Raw genomic sequence first — 20830 nt, 5'->3', positions numbered from 1 at the left:
CCATTCTGACGCCGTCGTTCGGACAACCAATCCAAGGCGATTGGGAAACGCTCGAAAGCTTCTGGAGCATACTCGGTCGGCGATGAGGGAGAACGCAAAGGTCGTCCCCTTCAAACCCTGACGTCGAAATGGCTCTAGCTAATGCCGGCTTCAGGCTGTCGGCCAACCACGGGGGGAAGGATGCCGGGCCGAGTTCGAAATTTAGGTCAAACGTCAATGCGCAGTGCGATACTGACGGCTCAGAACCAGGTTGAGCTACAGTGCAACGACCATAATGGATCACTTTTGAAGCTAACGCTGGATCTGCCGAATGCAATGTTCCTGATGAACAGCCTGACGCAGATCCAGCGCGCGACGGACGCGAAGGTGCCCGTTTCTCCGCCCAGCCAGCTGCGGGCCGGACCGTAGCAAGCGGCCGTTCTTAGCTCTTCAACCGCCGAGGCACGCTTACTACCTTCTTCGGTGAGAGAGAGCTTTCAAACTAGGCTACATGTCGCGTCACCAGAAATTGCTGTTCGAATTCAGCAGCAGGAAGTGGCCGGCTAAAATAGTAGCCCTGTCCTTCGTCGCATCCCATCCCACCAAGGCGATTGGCAGTTTCGGCATCCTCGATACCTTCGGCGATAATAGACAGGCCGAGCGAACGGCCGAGGTCAATAGTCGCGCGCACAATGGCGGCATCGCCACTGTCATTCATTAGGTGGCGTACAAAGGTTTGGTCGACCTTCAGCGTGTCGAGTGGGAATGCCTTGAGGTAGCTCAGGCTGCCATAGCCGGTTCCGAAATCGTCGAAGGCGATCTTAACGCCGCGCGCGCGGATCTCGCGGAATGTCTTCTGCGCCGTCTTGGCGTCCTCGATCAAAATGTCTTCGGTGACTTCCAGTTCGAGCAGTTCAGGGGCTAGGCCGGTTTCGTCGAGCAGCGCGGCGACGATGTCCGGCAGGTCGCTGCCCTGGAGCTGCGAGGGCGAGAGATTGACGCCAACGCGGATCGGCCTGCCTGCCATCTGCCATCGGCGCGACTGCCTGCAAGCGGTGGCCAGGACCCAGTTCGCGACGGCGTCAGACAACGGAGAATTGTTCAGCACCGGAATGAACTGACCCGGCGGCACCAGGCCGCGCACGGGATGGCGCCAGCGGATCAAAGCTTCCGCTCCGATTACGCTGCGGTCCGAAAGAAGCACCTGCGGTTGGTAGAACAGTTCGAATTGATTTTTCTCAAAGGCGATGCGGAGCTCGGCTTCAAGGGCCAGTTGCGATGCGATCCTGTCGCGCATGGCAGCCGCGAACCCCATCGGCCGCTCTTCGCGGGTCAGGATGGCTGCCTCCAGCGCCAGATGGGCGTTGCCGATCATGTGATCGGCGCTCCAGCCCGGTTCGGCGATGGCATAGCCGATGCGCACCGTCACCCGCTGGCGCCACTTGCCGAAGACGAGCGCTGCTGATTCAAAATCGTGCGCAACACTATCCGCCACCGCAGCGACGCGTTCCGGGGGCACGAGCAGGGCAAATTCGTCATCCGCGAAGCGAGCCGCTTCGGCCGCGGGTGGCATCAGCGCGAGCAGCCGTTCGGCGAATGCGACGAGTAGCTGATCGCCGAACTCCCTGCCATGGATGTCACTGAAGTGATGGAAGCGGTCGATGCCGATCAGGACCACTGCCGAGACGGATGCTCCACCCTTCTCGTACTCCGCAGCGAGACGTTCCCCGAGAGTGTGCCGATTGAGCAGCCCGGTCAGGTCGTCGTGGTCGGCCAGATAGCGAATTCGCTCGCGCTCCCGCTGCTTGACGGTGATATCGCGCAGGACAAGGCCGAACTGCCTTTCATCAGCGCCCTGCCAGCTGGAAATGCTCGCTTCCAGCGCAAAACGCTCGCCAGTGCGCCTGAGACCGACCAGATCGAGAACATGGTCGTCGGCGGACTGCGTTGCCGCCGCATCGCGCAGGCGAGCGAACTGTGGTGAAGCGAATTCCTGGGAGTCGGCAAGGCATTCAGCGAAAGACCTGCCCAGCGCCTCGTCTTCCGAATAGCCGAAAATCCTGGCCGCGCCCGGATTCCAGAAGACGATGCGCCCCTGATCGTTGAGGCAGACGAGACCATCGCCCAGCGACATTGCGATGCGCTCGAAGCGCCGTTCGGCGATGCCGCGCAGCAGTCCGCGCAGATCGATTTCATCGAGCGCGATGGCGATTAGATAGGCGCCGAGCAGCAGGTGCCAGCTGCTCGTATCGGCGATGACCGGCCATTTCGCCTGAGTGAGGAGTGCGCCGATCTCAAGCGCCGCCGCTGTCCACAGCACGACGGCGACGCGCCTCCTTGCGCTGGTCCGCCGCCAGAGCAGAACCATCGCCGCGAGAATGGCGAGCATTCCGGCGATCGACAGGGGCAAGCCGGTACTCTGCAGGTCGCGGCCTTGCAGCAGCGATTCTGCCGCAAGCAGCTGCAGCATGGAGCCTGGAATGACGCGTCCATTGGGGACATTAAAACGATCGCCCAGCTCAACGGCGGTTCCGGCGACGATGACCTTGCGTCCCTTGAGCCGCGCCAGCGCCTGCGGCTCGCCGTCTAGCACCGCGGTATAGGATACAGTCGGAACGGTATCGGTTCTGATGCTGAAATCGATGCGGAACGGCGGGCTCTGCTCATCATGGCGGCCGACCAGCAGCGCACCGAACGACGGCACGAATTCACCGATGCGCGCACCGAGGCCATAGCGGCGTACCAGCCCGTCCGTCTCCGGCAGCACATTGACCACGGCAGACCAGCTGTGAGCGGCGAACTCCGACAAGGGCCGGTTTACATGCAATGTCACGCCGCGGTTCAGATCGCCGGTCCTCTGCTGGAAGGTCGCCAGCACAACCGAGCCGCCGGCCTTGGCCAGCGCCTCCGCGAAGGCCGCATCATCGGCCGGATTGGAGCGGGCGCTGAAATCGACGTCGAAGAGGATGTCGGTCACACCGGCCGCTTCGAGTTGCTCGAGCAGCCTGGCATGATGGCGCCGCGGCCATGGCCAGACCCCAATCCGCGCCAGCGACGGAGCGTCGATCTCTACCAGCGCAATGGTTTCGCTTGCTGGGCGCTGAGGCCAGAGAAAGCGCTTGTCGCCGATGAGATCCGCCAGCGCCGCAGGCAGGCCCACGAGCCAAGCCAGCGCGAGCAAGCCAAATGCAACGAAGTGTGGCCGATACAGCGTCACGTCCGTCAGCCACCCTGCCGGGCATCGAGGTCAACCAACCCGACGCTAGCGCGGAAAAGCTGACGATTCCGTCAAGAGAATCAGCGGCGCCTGCCGAGGCTCACCCCGAGGTTCAAGCCACCGAGGTTCAGACCGAGATTCACGCCACCATTTCCGTTTCCATTTCCGTTTCCACCGGCATTGCCGTTGCCGTTCCCGTTGCCACCGGCATTACCGTTTCCATTTCCATTTCCACCGGCATTGCCGTTGCCGTTGCCACCGGCGTTACCGTTTCCATTTCCGTTGCTACCGGCATTGCCATTGCCATTGTTTCCAGCGTTGCCGTGGCCATTGTTGGCGCCGTTGCCCCAGGCGTTGCCACGGCCATTGTTTCCGCCGCCATTGCCGCCACCGTTGCCGGTCACAACCGTCGCGCCGCTGCCGCCATTTCCGAAGCCGCCCAGGCCGTTAGCCTGCCCATTTGCTTGACCGTTCGCGTTCGCAAATGCTGTCGCGCCGCCCGACTTGCCCGCTTCCGCATTGCCGTTCCGCTCAGCATTTCGCGCCGAGCCGCCCGTTGGCGACAGCTCTCCGGTCGACCAGGCCGCGGCTTGCCGGCGTCCCGGAATAACGCCTTGGTCACTTGAATTACGTGCCAGACCTCTGGTCACCGCATTGGCGTCGACCTTGACCTCACCCAGGGCCGAGCCGATGCGCACCGTCCCGCCACCGACGGAAACGGCGCCGCCCGATCCTTCGCTGTTACTGGCCCGGCGCTCTTCGCGCCCCGCGCCGGTCGGCGGGGGCAGGCCGTCGCGCGGAATGGAGATCGGGCGGATCGATGGGGTACGCGGCGCGCCCTGCTGGGTTGGGCTGAACTGCCCGCTGCCAGAGAGCTTGAGACCCGCGGCACCGCCCCCCGCGGTGCTGGCGGCCTGCCCGGGCTGGACCAGCACGAACTGGCCGGAGCGGAAATCCGAGACCTGGACCTGACCGCGCTGGACGTCGACCTTGGCGCTACCCGAGGTCACGGTGACACGAAACTGCGTGCCCTTGACGACGGCGGCGAGAAAGGGGGTCTCCACTTCGAAGTGCTGGACGTTCCGCTTCTCCACGTCGAGCAGGATCGAACCTGCCTGCTGGAGGATAGTCGAGCGACCCGAGCCTGTCGTCGTTGGCACGGCGACCTGCGAATTCGCGGAGATCAGCATGCTCTCCGCTCCACGCACCAGCAGGACCCGGCCATTGCGTCCGGTCCGGATCGTGTCGCCAGGCTTGAGCGTCGTGGCCTGCCCGAGCGACACCTGCTGCACACCGGAGCCGGCGATCCAGGCTTCGCCCGAGACCTTGCTAACCTGCCAGATATTGTCTTGGGCAGAGGCCTTGTTCGGCCCCAACGCATGCAAAAGGGCCAGAAGCCCCGCAGCAAAGAGAATGCGGGTCGTTCGCAGCATAGGTGGGCAGTCTCCGTCCTGGAGGTCGTACAACGCCGGCTATACCGCGTTTTAACAGGCAGTTCTGAACGCTGGCTTAGTGCGATGCTCTGAAACAGGAGGAGGCATTAAGCTCTGATTAACTATGTCTATTTACGGTTTTTGGGCGGGGAAGGCTGGGCAAAAGCCCATCAGACGGGTGCATGTTCGATATGGCATGGCGGCGGGTGGGCGGACTATCCAGTGGTAGTCTGCGAGCGGTGGTCCTACCGCTCCTCATGTGCTCGCCGGCCTTGATCGGGCCCGCCCATGCCCAGAGCGGCCTCCAGTCTCCGTCGATCCAGCCGGTCGATCAAAGGCTCCAGCAGCGACGCGTCGAGCGGCTGCAGGAGACCCGGGACGGGATTTCGGTTCCGGCGGCGAGATCCGCACACGACCAGACGGAAGGTGAAGAACGGGCGCTGTTCACGCTCGCCGCCGTGAGGATCGAGGGCGACAGTCCGCTCGGCTCCGGCGAAATCGAGGCCACCTATCGCGACAAGCTCGGCAAGCCGATCTCTCAGGCGGGTCTCATCACCCTCGCTAGCGAGATCAGCAGGCTCCATCGCGATGCCGGCTATCACCTCACACGCGCGCTCATCCCGCCGCAGGACATCAAGCGCGGCGTCGTCACCATTAGGATTATCCCCGGCACCGTCGCAGAACTGGTGGTGCAGGGCGACGAGGCCAATCGCTTCGGCACGCGCAAGATACTGGCGCCGATCACCGAGGAGAGGCCGGCCAGGCTGGCGACGCTCGAGCGCCAGCTCCTGCTCGTCAACGATCTGCCGGGGGTACGCGTCAAGGACACGACGCTGGAGGAAATCGGGACCGGCTCCGGACAGTTCCGGCTGACCGTGATCCTCGACAGCTGGAGCGTGTTCGTCTCCGCGGGCTTCGACAATGCCGCTTCGAATGCCGTCGGTCCGTGGCAGGCCTATTTCGGCGCCGCGCTGAATTCCTTGATCGTCCCCGGCGACACGCTCGCTGTGAACCTGTCGTCGGTCCCGGGCTCGACACAGGAGCTGCGCTATGGCCGCATCTCCTATGATGCGCCGCTCGGCAATGACTGGCTGCGGGTCGGCGTCGCGGCCTCGCGCAGCATCGTCTGGCCCGGCGATCTACGTCGGCTCGGCCGTGTTCGGTCGGATGCCGAGAATCTCGAAGCCAAGGCGACGGTCGTCGCACTGCAGACACAGCGGCAATCGCTCTGGCTAACCGCCAGCTTGGGCATCAGCAACATTGTCGAGGAGAGCGTCTTTGGCATCAATTATCGCGATCGCCTGCGTATCGCGAGTCTGACTGCCGATTACCGCCTGCGCGACGACTGGCAAGGCACGACCTACGCGACGCTCGGCCTGCGCAAGGGGCTCGGCCTCGACGATGCCTCGCGCCGTTACGATCCGTTGCTCTCGCGTTTTGACGGCTCGGGTGACTTCTATGTCCTGCAAGGTGCGCTGACGCGCTATCAGGGTCTTGTCGAAAGCTGGTCGATTAAGCTCGCCGGCTCTGGTCAGGTCAGTTCCGAGGCGTTGCTGATCTCGCAGCAGTTTTATCTCGGCGGCGGTGCCTTCGGCCGCGCCTTCCAGAGCGGCTGGCTCGCCGGCGACAACGGCATCGCCGGTTCGGCCGAGCTGCGCTACGACTACCGGCCCGGCCTATCTTTCCTGAAGAACGTGCAGCTCTTCGGCTTCGTCGAAGGCGGAGCCGTCCGCAGCTATGCGGCGCCGAAGGACATCGTCCAGTCACTCTCCGCGGTGGGCGGCGGCGTACGCCTGCAGCTCAACGATTCGGTCGAAGCAGGGGTCACTGTAGCAGGTCCGCTGAGCTACAAGTCGCCCAGCAGGGGCGGCCGCGGCGCGACCGTACTGTTCTCCCTGTCGACGATTCTGAAGGCTTGTCCCGAGCGGGGAGACTGGCACTGCGGGTAAGGGGCAGCCACGCTATCACCCGTTTAACCAAATCCAGGCAACGGACTTTGCGGGCTCACCTGGTGCGCGCGAGCGTTCCGATGGCGCTCCGCCACGTCGAGCGTGCGGCGCTTCAAGAGGCTCGAATATCCGAATCCTGTTCAGGGGTTCAAGAGCGGCACGTTGCTCGTCAGAAGGATCGCACTGCTGCCAGCGCTTCTCAATGCGTGCCGAACCCTAAGCCAAAAAGCCGCAGCAAGCCGTGTCTAACGCACGCAGAAGCATCAAAAGCCGCTACTGATGATAGGTGATCGTTCATTACGCCTCATCACCCCAAATTCACCCGCCGATGGAATGCTTCTGGAGGGGTAACTCGTGGGGATACCGGGGCAACCGTGCTGCAGCTCCAAAATATCATTCTTGAAATGATCGCCAAAGGCGAAACCCTTGAAGCCACAACAGATCGGCTTTGTCGCGAGATCGAGCTTCGTCTGCCAGAAGTCTGGTGTTCGGTTCTGCGGGTAGAGCGCAACGGTCTTCTCTATCCGCTTGCCGGGCCGAGCTTCCCCGCAGCGTATACCGCGTTGTTGGAAGGATTGATGGTCGGTCCGCTGGTTGGCTCCTGCGGTAGCGCGGCGTATCTCGGAGCGGGGGTGGCGGTGACCGATATCGCTTCAGACCCCCGGTGGCTTGAATTCAAGAAACCGGTTCTAGCCTTGGGCTTCAGGGCTTGCTGGTCCTCCCCGATCCAGGCCGCTGACGGCACGGTGCTGGGCACTTTCGCATTCTATTTTCGAGAGACACGTGGCCCCACGCTAAGAGAGCGAGAACTGGTTGAGTCCTGTGCCTCCCTCTGCGCCATAGCACTTGAGCGCCATCAACGGGTGATCGAGCGGGAGCGCCGCGCATTCGTAGATGCCCTCACGGATCTGCCAAACCGGGCTGGCTTCGATGTGGCGCTGGAGCGCCTGCCCTGTGCCGAGCCAGGCTCGTGGGCGCTGCTCGCGCTCGACCTCGATAATCTCAAGACCATTAACGACACCTTCGGACACGCAACCGGAGATGCACTGCTGCAAACGATTGCCTCGCGAGTCAGTGACATTGTGGCGCCGGACCGCGTGTTTCGAGTGGGCGGAGACGAATTCGCCGTCATTCTCCAGGGAGCGGAGGCCATCGCTGACATCGAGCATGTTGTCCAACGCATTCGCGACGCACTGGCCGTGCCCGCCGAATGCAACGGCCACGTCATTCTGCCGCGAGCCACGATCGGCGGCGCGGTGCTGTCGCCGGAGGACACTGACGCGATGAGCGTCCGAGAGCACGCCGACTACGCTCTCTATGATGCCAAGGAAAATGGCCGCGGTGGCTTCGTACTGTACTCTCCTGGGATCGGTAGCACGATTGAGACCCGCATCGAGGTCATCCGGGATGTCGGTGCGGCCTTGCGCGAAGGCAGGATCGACGCGTTCTACCAACCTATCGTGCGGCTCGACACACGCGAGATTGTCGGGTTCGAAGCACTCTGCCGCCTGCGCAAGTCAAGCGGCGATATCGTGTCGGCTGCTGCCTTCCAACACGCTACGTCCGACGCCGGCGTCGCCTCGCAACTAACGGAACGGATGATGGCGATCGTCGCCGCCGATGCGCGATCCTGGCTTGTGAGAGGCCTCCCCCTCCAGCACGTCGGGATCAACATCACCTCGGCCGACTTTCATAGCGGCACGCTTTACGCCCGTCTCGAGGCCGCCTTCGGCCGCGAGAACGTCCCGTTGGAACACATTATCCTGGAGGTCACCGAGTCGGTTTACCTCGGGCAACGGGATCCGGTCGTGGCACGCGAGATCAAAGCGTTGCGTGGCCATGGCTTGCGTGTTGCACTGGACGACTTTGGTACCGGCTACGCGTCGCTTACGCATCTGCTCACGGTGCCTGTCGATATTATCAAGATCGACAAAGCCTTCATTGACCGCCTAGCAAAGGACGACCCAAGCTTGGCGATAGTCGAAGGGCTGGTCGACATCGCACGCAAGCTCGATATCAAGATCATCGCTGAGGGCATCGAGGGAGAGGCGCAGGCGAGCCTTCTGACCGATATCGGCTGCAGGTTGGGACAAGGTTACCTGTTCTCGAAAGCGGTGCCCCGCGAGATCGCATCAGATCTGATGAGGCTCTTTGGGCAGTCGCGAAACGCTCAGTTGAGCAAGCAGATGAAGCGGCGAGCGGACAAGGCAGTACGGGGGGCAACGCGCTGAGTTTAGACGTCGGCATCACCCTAGCCTGAAAGGCTTCGGACTCCATGGCTTGGGGACGTCGATCCTAAGGGGACTCTCCCCTTCGTCAGCAGCATCCCGGGCAGCACCTTGGGCCTGACGATCGCCAGGGACACTGCCCTCAACGCAGCCGGACTTGACCTTGCGCTCTGGCCTCCAACACCACCGAGCTGACCGAAGATGCGTAGGATCTCGGACGACCTGCACGCAGCCCATCCGGGAGAATCATAATTTGTAGAGCAGCCGCCCGAGAACCTGATTGGTGCTCAACTGCCGCTTGAAACCGACGATCCCGAGCCCGCCGACGTCAACCGGGTAGGTGTAGGTATCCTCCTGGAACTGGGAGTACCGATACTCCAGGCCAGCGATCCAGTGTTCGTGAAGGCGTATTCGCCGCCGGCGCCGTGTCCAGCCAAACGGGTGCTGTCGCCTGTGCCATAGGAGTAGCCTGTACCCGTCACCGTCGATTTGGCGCGGCCAATGCGAGGCCGCCGGTCGCGTAGATCATGAACCGGTCGAAGGCATAGCCGACGCGCAACCTGGCCTAGCCGACCCAATTGGTATGAGCGGTGATGAGGTCGCCGGTTAGTGCGGTATGTCGCTGCTTTCCGGTGATGAGGGTTGAGCCGTCGATCTCGCCACCGATGACAAGCTGACCGATCTGATGGTTGTAGCCACCATCAGGCCGACTGCGACGCCGTCCTGTCCAGGCTGGGCAACCAAGCCACGGCGGCCCGATCGGCGATCGCGGCGTCAGCCGTCAACTCGGTTCTGGTCTGCGCCCAACCGGCCTGGGTACCGATATAGAAACCTGTCCAGGAGAATGCCGGCGGCAAGGGAGCGGCAGGTTCGATCCTCCGCGACGACAGGTCGGCAGCCTGCGCGGTGATCGAGCACGCTGCGAAGGCAATTCCGACACAGATTTTGATTGTGCGGGGCGGCATATCGAATAGTTCCTTTGAGGATGGCGGAAGGATTGTGGGGTTATGCAATCTTGATCCCCTCGCGAGGTTTCTCCGGCCCGCGCTAGTTCTCGCAAGACGCTGCCCGGTCTCGTACCTCAATCGCCTGTCGGAGCTCCAAGCGCGTAATCCTTTTGCAACTGCCGGCTCGTCGACGGGTAAAGCGACTGGCACTCTGCCCAGTAGAAAGTATTGGGCTGTCGGTTGGCCGGATCAGCACAGATCGTGGCAAGCTGCTCCTGCCTTGATTGCGAAGTCTGGCAGGCTGCAAGGATCAGCCCGAACGATAGCGCAATCCCAACAAAGATATATGGTCTCATAACGTCCTGCCCTGATTGAGGTTGGCGGTGTCGAGCTTGATTGACGATTTTTTAGATATGCACTTCAAGTGGTTTCCCAGCTTGGCGCGCTCATCCTTGATACGACCGCAAGCGCCTCCATGATCTTCTTCCCGGGATGGGCCTTGCAGTGCAGGATGAGTTCGTGCTCCACGACCTTGCCTTTTCAAGTCGAGAAAATGCTTCTTGGCGAGGCCGTTATACCAGCCGCTATATCAGGCAGACAGCGCATCGGCGTCCTCCTGAAAGGTCCCGGCGAGCTGCGCACAGGTCAGGGCCTGAACATCGATGAAGCCGTTGGCATCGACATAGCTCGTGAGCGAAACCTGCGCCGTCGCCGGAGACGAAACGGCGCAGACGATCGAAACTGCCATGGCTGCAAGAATTATGGACATAATGATTTGCTATTTTGAAGTGTAAGAATCGGATTTAGCGAGCGGCCGGGTAAGCGAATTGGGCCGATTACCGGATTCAGTGCGGCCTCAACGATCGTTCATTGTATCTTCTGCCAGCGCCGCTGGCGGACAGCACGAGAGCCGGCGCCTCTCCATCGCAATAAGCTTGGGATGGAGAGGCGCGCGAAGCTTTCGGCTTCTATGAGACCCGCTTCACGCCGGGCGGCTGCCATGTCCCTGTGCCCGCCGGCAGGATCGAAGGCGGCGTCGACGTCGGCCAATAGAGGCGCATCACGAGATAAATCTTGTCATCCGGGGCCGGAAGCCAGTTCGCTTCCTTATCCGCGCCGGGGCTGTCCTTCTGGATGTACAGCGTCAGCGAGCCGTCCGCGTCCTTCTTCATCCCCTGCAACATCGGAGAGTTGATCAGGTAGCGATTGATCGAATTCTTGACCAGGAGCTGGCTCTTGCCGTCATACATCGTCAAGGACCAGAACGCGTTCACAGGCGGCAATTGGCCGGGTGCGAAGGTGATGGTGTATTTGTGCTTGCTGCCGTCGAGCGGCTCGCCGGTCGCGTCGATGCGGGTATAGGGATACATGGCTTCCACGGCATCGTTGCCATAGATGCCGCCCTTGGCGGCGCCCGCCCGCATCACCCAATCGCCGTTATAGAAGGCCTCGTCGCCGAAGAACGAGCCGACATTCCAGCCATTGATGTGCTTGTTTCCGCTGGCCAGCCATTTGTCGACTTTGCCATTGCCCTGCTTCATGCCGATCAGGATTTCGGCCTTGTGCTCGAATGACAGATCCTTGAACGCGAAAGTCTTGCCGGGGCCGATGCCGATCTTCGCGAGTTTCGCACGGATCGCCTTGTCCCTCGGCGTCTCGGGGACGAATTGCAGGGCCGCGTCGAGATACTCGAAGAAGTTGTGCCTGATCCCGGCCGTGCTGGCCGGAACGAAGGTGAGCTTCGGCGCGGCTNTGTAGCCGGCCTGGATCTTCTCGACGTTCGGCATGTCGCCGGGGTTGAAGAGCTGGGTGCGGACGACCGCGAGCGAGAACGGCGTCGTCGAGCGGAAGACCTGTTTGATGCCGTTGGGCTTCTCTCCTTTCCAATCAGGGCCGACGACCAGATAGTCGCCCGGCTCGGTCCCGGTGGCGCGCGTGCCGATATAGCCGTAATTGTAGGTGTTGCCGTCGATGAGCATGACCGAGTAGTAGCGCTCCCTTGCGACCGCCGGCACCGAGATCACCATCGGTTCAGCGCGCAAATCCAGCCAGAGTATCGAGTAAGGCGTATCGCTGTTCGGCGTGATGACGGCCGTGTCCGCCGGGGTGGCGACATGGCGCATGTTGTAGATTTCGTTGAACGGCGCCTTGAACTGCCCCGAATTCCTGTCGACGGCATACTCGTGCATGACCGCATAATTCATCACGAGCGGCAGGCCGTAAATGAAGCCTTCCTCAGCGATGTCCTTGGCCTCCAACAGGCTGGGCCATTCGGCATTGGTCTGGTCAATAACCGGGGGGGAGACGATGTCGGACTTTGCCGTCGTAGCGGCGAGTGCCGCCATCGCCGCAGAGCCAAGCAGAGCGCGTTTCGTGATCATCTGAACACTTCCTTCCGGTTCGTAATTTGTGGCCAACCGCGCGTAGGTTGCAGATCGACGCTACGTTACTTCGGTGATGATTGTCAGTCGACGAATGCTCAATTCAGACCCATTTGCATGTCCGCTGATCGTGCCGCTGCGACACCCGCGATGCATTCCGCGATCGGCCTGTTCGCCGTCATTTCGGGAATAGGAACTGGAGCTGGGCCCTGAGCTGCCAATCTGCGGCGCCGCTGGGCTTTGCGACATTGTAGTAGGCTGCGAGCTGCGCATTGACGGGCTGATGGCCGATCTTGAATACGCGCCCGAAGCCACCTCCGATCGGCACCGTCCAACGATCGCCGTGGCCGGCCTCCCAGTTGGCGGAGATGACGGGGGACGACGTCAGGTACCAGCCGCCATGGAAGTTGTAGTTCACGAACGGTTGCAGCGTCATCGCGTTGACCGCGCTGCGGTTGCTCTTGCCCGCGAAGGACCAGACGTTGTTGACGAGGACGCCGACAACCCAGGGCCCTTCGATTGCCAGGGCGACGAAGGCCGGTCCCGCCGAGAACTTGCCGGACGTGAGGGTTTTGTCGGTGCCGGTGGGAAGTACGAAGGTCGGGCCGATGCCCCAGATGATGCCGTGCGTCGGTTGCTTCGGCGAGAAGAAGAAGCTCGGGTTGATGTCGCCCAGGCCGAACTCGCGGTCGCCATTCATCGTCAGCGCCGGTTGCGAGATTACCGGCGTGATCCAGCGCGTGATCAGGTTCCAGTCCTTGTTCAGCGTGATCGGGATCACAGGCTGGATGTTGAGGACATTCTGAAGCTGTTTGTGCGGCCCGACATTGAAGTTGAAGTTGTTCTGGAACGGCACGCTGATCATGTCTGCAACGGGGTTTTGCGCCGCTTTGGCCAGATCGCCGGGGCTGCTTGTCGAATCCTCCGCCAGCGCTACTCCCGAACATGACAAGGTCGCGAAGAGAGTCAGACTAGCCAGCCTGATCAACATCCTCATGCTCACGGCCCGAAAATCCTTCAAATACAATAAAATTGACGACGGCCAAACTGGCCTTCCGGTTGTTTGCAGCACTTATACCGTACGCCAAAGCAGTAATCGGATTTCGGGGCCACTCATTTTGCGCCAATCTTGCGGCATTCCGGGGCCTCGAGCGCGTGGCTGAGATCCCCGTCATCTCCAGCCATATCCTCCACGGCCTGCCGGCATTCCTGCGTCGGGAGGTCGGGGAAAGGGCGCTCCTGCGGGCGAACCGCGCCGCCGGCTTCGACCTTGAGCTGACCGAGGGCCGGAACTGCTTCATCCCGCACGCCGCCGTGATCGGTTTCGTCAAAGCCGCGGCGAGGGCGGCGGGCGAGCCCAATCTCGGGCTCCTGATGGCGCCGATGATGAACGCTGCCAATTATGGCTGTTTCGGGCGCTACGTACTTGGAGCCGATACCCTCCGCCAATCCATCGAGCGGGCCATTGCGGCCCTTTGCTATCACAGCACGAATGACAGGATGTCTGTTGCGGTCATCTTGGCGACGAGGCGCACTATAGCTACCTCTTCGCCCGGCTGGTCACACGGGCTACGACATGATCGCCGGCGCGGCCGCCGGCGTTCTGATCAGCGTCCTCCGGCCGTATTTGCCCCTCGACTGGCGGCCACTGCGCATCGAACTTGATATCGACAGGCCGCGCCAGACCGGCCTGTTCGAAGATCTCTTCCAGTACCCGGTCATCTTCAACGCGCCCGCCGTGACCGTCGGCATGGAACGCCATCACCTGTCTGCCGCCCGCGCGCCAGCGCCCATCGTCACCATCGAGGACGTGGCGCGAGACCGGCCTGGCGGCTCTCCACGGGGTCTGCTCGACGTCGTCATGGAGCAGGTGCGGGCCCAGGTCCTCACCGGCAGCGTGTCGATCGATCGCACCGCGCGTCCGGTGGCGCCATAAGCAGACTCTGGGCTACCGCCCCGGACCAGACAGTCACAGGCGAACCTCCGTGTTGGCGACCCAAGTTGGATATCGGCCACCCGCTGACTCGGTGATCGAAAATGGCCCATTTCTGATTCCTGCAATGTCCGGTTTCAGGCAATCCAATATGCGCCCACACTACGGCGGCTGGTGTTGGTGGCCAGTAGCCCAGCGAGCAGTGTGGGCGCCGGTTATTGTATCGCCCCCTCTTATCCAATGACTGGCGATCCAACCATTTCATTTCACATACACGAGAAAGCCGGCGTGAGTTAATTCGGGAAACCATTCCGCTCGCCCTTCGTTGGTCTACCCGAACGAGACATAGCAACGTGTAAGCCGCCGTGTGTCTTTTGCCATTGCCGAGGAATACGCGACGTGTTTATCGGCCTCCGGCCCACGTCGGGATCGAGGGCCTCTCGTACGGATTGCTTATCCGTGACGGCCCGAGAGATATCGACAGTAGCTGGAGGTGGATGTGATCAGGCCATTAGATAAGCCAGCCCTGACGGGCGTCACAGGGTTGGACGACGTTCTCGGGGGCGGGTTGGAACGGCGGCGCCTGTTTCTCCTCGAAGGCAACCCCGGAACGGGCAAGACCACGATCTCGATCCAGTTTCTGTCGGCGGGAGCCCAAGCGGGGGAACGCACGCTCTACATCACTTTGTCCGAAACCGAGGAAGAGCTTCGCGCCGGCGCAACCTCGCATGGATTGGACATGGCGGGCATTGAGGTCTTCGAACTCGTTCCCCCGGAAGTCCTCCTCGATGAGGATCAGCAGCAGAGCCTGCTCTATTCCTCTGACCTGGAACTCGGCGAGACGACCAAGCGCATCTTCGAGGCGTTTGAACGGGTCCGGCCCGACCGCATCGTCCTCGACAGTCTTTCGGAAATCCGTCTTCTCGCCCAAAGCTCACTACGCTACCGCCGTCAAATCCTGGCGCTCAAGCATTACTTCGCGAAAAGGGGCGCGACGGTGCTGATGCTTGACGATCTGACAACCGACATCAACGACAAGACGGTGCATAGCGTCGCCCACGGCGTGATCCGGCTGGAGGAGACGTCACCGGAATACGGCGCCGACCGTCGCCGACTTCGCGTAATTAAGTATCGTGCCCGACGCTATCGCGGTGGCTACCACGATTTCTCCATCCTGACCGGCGGCGTGCGCGTGTTTCCCCGTCTCGTCTCCGCCGAGCACAAGACACAGTTCGCGCGCGACGTTGTGAAGAGCCATTCATCCCAATTGGATGCGCTTTTGGGAGGGGGAATTGAACGCGGATCAAGCGTGTTGGTTCTGGGCCCGGCGGGAACCGGCAAGTCGCTGCTTGGTCTCACCTTCATCGAAGGTGCCATCTCACGGGGCGAGACCGCCGGCTTGTTCGTCTTCGACGAGGAGGTCGGCCTGCTCTTCGATCGAGCGAAGAAACTTGGCATCGACCTGCAAGCGATGGTCGATCGGGGCAAGCTTTTCGTCGAGCAGGTCGACGCTGCCGAGCTGAGCCCGGGCGAGTTCGCCGAGCGGGTGCGACATTGCGTCGAGAAGCACGGCGCCAGGACGGTGATCATCGATAGCCTGAACGGTTACCAAGCCGCCATGCCGCACGAACAAGCGCTGGTCCTGCACATCCACGAGCTGCTCCAGTATCTGAATAGGCAAGGAGCCACGACTTTCCTGACCGTCGCGCAGCATGGTCTCGTCGGGGATATGAAGACGCCGGTGGACGTCACCTACCTCGCGGATACAGTCATATTGCTTCGTTACTTCGAGGCTATCGGCAGAGTACGGCGCGCGATCTCTGTCGTGAAGAAGCGCACGGGTGAGCATGAGGACACCATCCGCGAGTACCGGATCGGTGGTCGCGGGGTCACCCTCGGCGAGCCGCTCGTCAACTTTCAGGGCGTACTACGGGGCGTGCCGACTTTGATCAGCGAGGGCCCCGAGCCAATGCGGGCAGGCCAGGCGTGAAGCGTTCGACATTCTCGGAAAGGGCTCTGATCCTGGCGCCCCATGGACGGGACGCGTCAATCGCCGTCGCAATGCTCGGCGAGGCAGGGACCGTGGCAGAGGCGTGCGGATCGCTCCCAGACCTCATCGCCGAACTCGATGACGGCGCAGGTGTCGTGGTGGTCACTGAAGAAGCGTTGACGACAGCGGACCTAGGCCCTCTGGCCGCTTGGCTCGCAGATCAGCAGGAATGGTCCGACCTGCCCTTCGTGCTCCTGACAGGCCAGGGTGGTGGGTTGGAGCGAAACCCGGCCGCGCGCCGATATCTTGACGTTCTCGGCAATACCACTTTCCTCGAACGACCGTTTCACCCCACGACCTTAGTGAGTCTGGTCCGCGCCGCCTTGCGTGGCCGCAGGCGACAATATGAGGCGCGGTCGCGCGTCGAGGAGCTGCGCTTCCTCGCTGAACTGGACGAGGCCATGCGAGGCGCACGCGATGCGTCGGCGGCAATGCTGACGGCGGCCACTCTCCTCGCAAACCGCCTGGGCGCATCCCGATGCGCCTATGCGGACGTCGACGCCGACAATGATCGCTTCTTCATTCGCAACGATTACGCCGCGCCCGGGATCGCAAGCTCGGCTGGCACCTACAGCCTCGACCTGTTCGGTCCCCGCGCGGCTGCCGACATGCGAGGCGGGCTTACCTTGGTCGTCCGCGACGTCGCCGCCGAACTCGCTTCGGGCGAGGGACGCGAAATGTTCCTGGCAATCAATATCTCCGCGATCGTGTGCTGTCCGCTGGTGAAGGATGGGCGCCTGGTCGCGATGATGGCGCTCCATCAAGACGTCCCCCGCGATTGGCGACCAGGCGAACTGGCGCTGGTGCTGACGGTGGTCGAGCGCTGCTGGGCGCATGTTGAGCGAGTGGGCGCCGAGGCCCGCCTCCGCGAGAGCGAGGAGCGCCTTCGGCTGGCGACCGAGCACGCCGACATCGGCTTCTGGGATGTGGACCCCGTCCACGATCAGCTCTTATGGCCTGCTCGCGTCAAAGCTATGTTCGGAATCTCCGCGGACGTTCCCGTAACCATGCAGGATTTCTACGACGGACTGCACCCGGAGGACTTGGAAGCGACGGGCGCGGCCTACGCCGCCGCAGCGGACCCGGTCCGCCGCGCGCTTTACGACGTGGAATACCGCACGATCGGCAAGGAAGACGGCGTGCTGCGCTGGGTGGCGGCGAAGGGGCGAGGCGTATTCGAGGGCGACCGTTGCGTACGACTGCTTGGCACGGCCATCGACGTGACCGCGCGCAAGGCGATCGAGGAGCAGCTTCGCCACCTTAACGAGACGTTGGAGCACAGGGTCGTCAATGAGGTCGCGGAGCGGACCAAGGCCGAGGACGCGCTGCGCCAGGCGCAGAAGATGGAGGCGGTCGGGCAGCTAACGGGTGGGGTCGCCCACGACTTCAACAACCTGTTGACCATCATAAAGAGCTCCACGGACCTGATGCGCCGACCGAACCTTCCGGAGGAACGTCGACGCCGATACGTGGACGCCATCTCCGACACGGTGGACCGGGCTGCCAAGCTCACCGGCCAGCTTCTGGCTTTCGCGCGCCGCCAGTCGCTGAAGCCGGAGGTGTTCGAGCCCGCGGCCCGCGTCCGCGCCATCGCCGAGATGCTGCGCACAATCATGGGATCGCGCGTCGAGATCATCGCCGATATCCGTGCGGAGAATTGCTTTGTCGAGGCCGATGTCAGTCAGTTCGAGACTGCCCTCGTTAACATGGCAGTGAACGCGCGCGACGCGATGGAAGGTGAAGGCACCCTGACGATTACAGTCGAGGACCTTTCGTGGATGCCGCCAATCCGCGGCGACGCCGGCGGGGCGGGACCGTTCATCGCTGTGTCGCTCGCCGATAGCGGCATGGGCATTCCCACTGAAAAACTCTCCCAGATCTTCGAGCCGTTCTACACAACGAAAGAGGTCGGCAAGGGAACGGGCCTCGGCCTTTCGCAGGTCTTCGGCTTCGCCAAGCAGTCCGGCGGCGACATCGACGTCGACAGTATGGTAGGGGCCGGAGCCCGGTTCACGCTCTACTTGCCTCGGGTGGAACGGCGGCCAGAGGCCGAAAGCGAGTACGGCAACGCACGGCCTGCGACCATCAGCGGCGGGAGCGGGCAGCGTGTGCTGGTCGTCGAGGACAACGTGGACGTGGGGACTTTCTCGACGCAGCTCCTGAGCGATCTGGGCTATGAGACGACATGGGCCGCCGGTGGCAAAGAGGCGCTGAAGATACTCGCCGAAGTGGACGATTTTGACGCGGTGTTTTCCGATGTCGTCATGCCCGGCATGAGCGGGGTGGAACTCGGCCTTGAGATCCGGAGGCGCTATCCTCGCCTACCAGTCGTGCTCACATCGGGGTACAGCCACGTGCTGGCCGAAGAAGGTAGACACGGCTTTGAACTGTTGAAGAAGCCCTATGCCGTCGAGGACCTGTCCCGAATATTGCGCTCGGCGACCCGAACCAAGCCAAGGAGCCGCCAAGACGGTACCTGATCGCCGAGGTTCCGCAAGGCGGCGCGAGGGGATCAGTCGAGTAGACAGGCCCGCAGCACCTGTTCGACATGTTGGATCGTGTAAGGCTTCGCCAGTACGCGACATCCACTCGGCAGATCGGACGCGTCGCCGCCGTAACCTGTCGCGACAATTACGGGGACGCCCTTTTCGACGAGCGCCTCGATCAATGGATGCGACATGGTCCCGTTCAGGTTCAGGTCGACAATGGCGGCATCGCAAGTGGTCGTCCCAACCAGGCCCTGGGCCTGGGCCAGATTTTGCGCCGGTCCAACGACGCTGCACCCCAGATCGGTCAGAAGGTCGTCGAGCATCATTGCGATCATCGTTTCGTCCTCAACGACCAGGATCGCCTTACCTTCCAGCATCGGTTGCCTCCAAATCCCTTGGCGAAGGCTTCGCCTACCCACTCCAACGGTAGTCCTGGGGTTTCGCATGAAACCTGCTGTCACGTCCACGGTGGTCGGGCAGCGCGGGCGCCGCACTGGCGTCTGTGTCAGAGCTTGGTTGTGAAGAACGGGGCCAGCTTGCCGGGAGCGAGGTCGGCGCCAGCGCCTTATAGGTAGCAATTGATGGAGCGCCTCTCCTGCCGCCAAATAGCCTGCTTTATCCTAATCCATCGAGGTAAGCCCTCATCCGCTCGCAGAATTGCGAACGGGAACGCTGACGGGCATGGCGGGGCAGCAGCCGCATCCATACAAGTGGCACCGCCCCGGACTTAACAGGTAGAAAGATGCCGCTGCACTTCTCCGATGGCGACACCTTCGCCCGCCAGATCCGCTTCAGTGCGGCCACGGCGGATCGGCCCTATCTAATCGCGCTCGACGGGCGCAGCGGCGTCGGCAAGTCATCACTGGCAGCCGTGATAGCATCCAGATGTGCTTTGGCCTCAGAGGCGGCTTCGGTCCGATGATGCGACCGAAGTTCCACATTACGAGGCTGTTGGTTCTGCGCCTGGATATCCATGGGAGATCCCCTTCTTGGGACGCTGCATCCTGGAAAATTCTATCAAATGCGGACGGGTCTCTCACGCCTCTGGTGAAAACCGCGGAGAGGAGCGCAGCTTGCGCCAACTGCTGACATTGGCCCGTCGCCCCAAAGCGGACGCTTTTTCCGACCAACGGATAGGCACCCCACGCCCCTATTGGAACACCGATTTTAGGGCTGCATCCTCGCGTGTGGCGGCCGAACGCATTGTCAGTACCGACGTCATCGCCAATAGTCCCACGATGCCGCCTGGGCGCTCTGACCTAAACGACTTCACCTACTTCCTTGCGCTGGCGCGACATCGCAGCTTCCGACGCGCGGGACTTGAACTTGGGATCAGCGCGTCGGCGCTCAGCCATGCCCTCAAGGGGCTGGAAGGCCGTGTCGGCGTGCGCCTGCTCCATCGGACCAATCGCAGCGTCACGCTGACCGTGGCCGGCGAGGAGTTCCGTGACGCGATCAGCCAGCCCTTTCAGTCGATCGCGCAAGCAGTCGAATCCCTGAATCGCCATCGCGACGCCCCGGCGGGCCGCATCCGACTGAATGTGACGGCAGATGCCGGAGCGCTCCTTCTCGGGCCCATCGTGCCGCTTCTCACGGAACGCTACCCGGCCATCGAGCTCGACATCGTCTCAAGCAACCGGATGGTCGATGTCGTTGGCGAGGGTTTCGATGCCGGCATCCGGCACGGGGGGACCGTTCCGGAGGACATGGTCGCGCAACGCCTGTCGGCAGACCTTCGCTGGGTTGTGGCCGGGGCACCTGCCTATCTGCAGCGACACGGAATTCCGAAGGTCCCGGGCGACCTTGCGTCACATTGCTGTCTCGGCGTGCGCCTCGGCGACGATCGCATCTATCGTTGGGAGTTCGAGGGACCTGAAGGCGAGTTTTCCGTTCCGGTGCCGGGCCGGATCACGGCGGACGACTCCCGAGTGATGCTGGCCATGGCTCGGGCGGGCGCCGGCTTGATGTACGGTGTGGAGGCGATCATCGTTCCAGATCTTACGAGCGGCGCTTTGCGGCTCGTTCTCGATGACTGGGCCACGACGGGGCCGGGATACCACATCTACTACTCGGGTCGACGGCAACTGCCGACAGGGCTACGTGTCCTGATCGACCTCATCCGCGAGGTGAGGCCGCTCGGGTTGTGACGTTGAGCAGCGCTCATCGCTTCATGAAGCCGTGACGCGCTACAGATTGCGGCCGCGATGCCGATCTCTCGGGAAAG

At 62.3% G+C, this 20830-nt stretch carries 14 protein-coding genes and 1 pseudogene; 7 read left to right on the top strand and 8 right to left on the bottom strand.

Annotated features, from left to right (window positions below):
- Nucleotides 1–481 precede the first annotated feature (481 nt).
- Together ASE66_RS30065 and ASE66_RS30060 are read right to left on the bottom strand one after the other, a co-directional pair.
- The gene (locus ASE66_RS30065) at nt 482–3196 is read right to left on the bottom strand and encodes an EAL domain-containing protein (protein WP_057193650.1); all 2715 of its coding nucleotides are present in this window, start codon (nt 3194–3196) and stop codon (nt 482–484) included.
- Nucleotides 3197–3276: 80 nt separating this feature from the next.
- Nucleotides 3277–4629 carry a FecR family protein gene (locus tag ASE66_RS30060; RefSeq protein ID WP_057193649.1) on the bottom strand — a complete coding sequence of 451 codons (1353 nt, stop codon included), beginning with the start codon at nt 4627–4629 and terminating at the stop codon, nt 3277–3279.
- 272 nt (nt 4630–4901) lie between these two features.
- Here ASE66_RS30060 and ASE66_RS30055 point away from each other — a divergent pair, with 272 nt between their 5' ends.
- Both ASE66_RS30055 and ASE66_RS30050 read left to right on the top strand, forming a co-directional pair.
- Complete coding sequence (locus tag ASE66_RS30055) at nt 4902–6578, top strand: ShlB/FhaC/HecB family hemolysin secretion/activation protein (protein ID WP_210178657.1); 1677 nt, start codon at nt 4902–4904, stop codon at nt 6576–6578.
- A gap of 404 nt (nt 6579–6982) precedes the next feature.
- Complete coding sequence (locus tag ASE66_RS30050; protein WP_057193864.1) at nt 6983–8809, top strand: EAL domain-containing protein; 1827 nt, start codon at nt 6983–6985, stop codon at nt 8807–8809.
- Between the two features lie 698 nt (nt 8810–9507).
- Here the strand turns inward: ASE66_RS30050 and ASE66_RS30045 are convergent.
- The 5 genes and pseudogenes from ASE66_RS30045 to ASE66_RS30030 form a co-directional block, all read right to left on the bottom strand.
- On the bottom strand, nt 9508–9771 hold the full coding sequence (locus ASE66_RS30045) for a hypothetical protein (protein WP_057193647.1): 264 nt from the start codon (nt 9769–9771) through the stop codon (nt 9508–9510).
- 571 nt (nt 9772–10342) lie between these two features.
- Nucleotides 10343–10501 (bottom strand): hypothetical protein, encoded by a 159-nt coding sequence (locus ASE66_RS33555; RefSeq protein ID WP_244495121.1) that lies wholly within the window; start codon nt 10499–10501, stop codon nt 10343–10345.
- A gap of 220 nt (nt 10502–10721) precedes the next feature.
- Nucleotides 10722–11505 (bottom strand): annotated as a pseudogene (locus ASE66_RS33550) (DUF1254 domain-containing protein); the annotation flags it as partial.
- A 1-nt stretch (nt 11506) separates the two neighbouring features.
- Nucleotides 11507–12134: DUF1254 domain-containing protein (locus tag ASE66_RS33545; RefSeq protein WP_244495120.1), on the bottom strand; the 628-nt coding region annotated here is incomplete at its 3' end.
- A gap of 178 nt (nt 12135–12312) precedes the next feature.
- Complete coding sequence (locus tag ASE66_RS30030) at nt 12313–13125, bottom strand: hypothetical protein (protein ID WP_244495119.1); 813 nt, start codon at nt 13123–13125, stop codon at nt 12313–12315.
- Nucleotides 13126–13289: 164 nt separating this feature from the next.
- Here ASE66_RS30030 and ASE66_RS31740 point away from each other — a divergent pair, with 164 nt between their 5' ends.
- From ASE66_RS31740 to ASE66_RS30010, 4 genes are all read left to right on the top strand, one after another.
- Nucleotides 13290–13799, top strand: coding sequence for an AraC family transcriptional regulator ligand-binding domain-containing protein (locus ASE66_RS31740; RefSeq protein WP_274532984.1), 510 nt, complete (start codon nt 13290–13292; stop codon nt 13797–13799).
- Nucleotides 13711–14070: an AraC family transcriptional regulator ligand-binding domain-containing protein gene (locus tag ASE66_RS33790; protein ID WP_057193644.1), complete on the top strand. Its 360-nt coding sequence runs from the start codon at nt 13711–13713 to the stop codon at nt 14068–14070. The genes ASE66_RS31740 and ASE66_RS33790 overlap by 89 nt, the downstream gene beginning before the upstream one ends.
- A gap of 496 nt (nt 14071–14566) precedes the next feature.
- Nucleotides 14567–16057 (top strand): ATPase domain-containing protein, encoded by a 1491-nt coding sequence (locus ASE66_RS30015; protein ID WP_057193643.1) that lies wholly within the window; start codon nt 14567–14569, stop codon nt 16055–16057.
- Nucleotides 16054–18597, top strand: a complete 2544-nt coding sequence (locus ASE66_RS30010; RefSeq protein WP_057193642.1) for a response regulator — start codon at nt 16054–16056, stop codon at nt 18595–18597. Before ASE66_RS30015 ends, ASE66_RS30010 begins: the two co-directional genes overlap by 4 nt.
- A 32-nt stretch (nt 18598–18629) precedes the next feature.
- Here the strand turns inward: ASE66_RS30010 and ASE66_RS30005 are convergent, their stop codons facing one another.
- Nucleotides 18630–18983, bottom strand: a complete 354-nt coding sequence (locus tag ASE66_RS30005) for a response regulator (protein WP_057193641.1) — start codon at nt 18981–18983, stop codon at nt 18630–18632.
- A 696-nt stretch (nt 18984–19679) separates the two neighbouring features.
- Here ASE66_RS30005 and ASE66_RS30000 point away from each other — a divergent pair.
- The gene (locus tag ASE66_RS30000) at nt 19680–20753 is read left to right on the top strand and encodes a LysR family transcriptional regulator (protein ID WP_320409798.1); all 1074 of its coding nucleotides are present in this window, start codon (nt 19680–19682) and stop codon (nt 20751–20753) included.
- The last annotated feature ends 77 nt before the right edge of the window (nt 20754–20830 follow it).

Origin of the sequence: Allobosea sp. Root483D1 (genome assembly GCF_001429505.1) — a bacterium.
Classification (GTDB): Bacteria; Pseudomonadota; Alphaproteobacteria; order Rhizobiales; family Beijerinckiaceae; genus Allobosea.
This window is presented reverse-complemented; position numbering and strand designations above follow the sequence as displayed.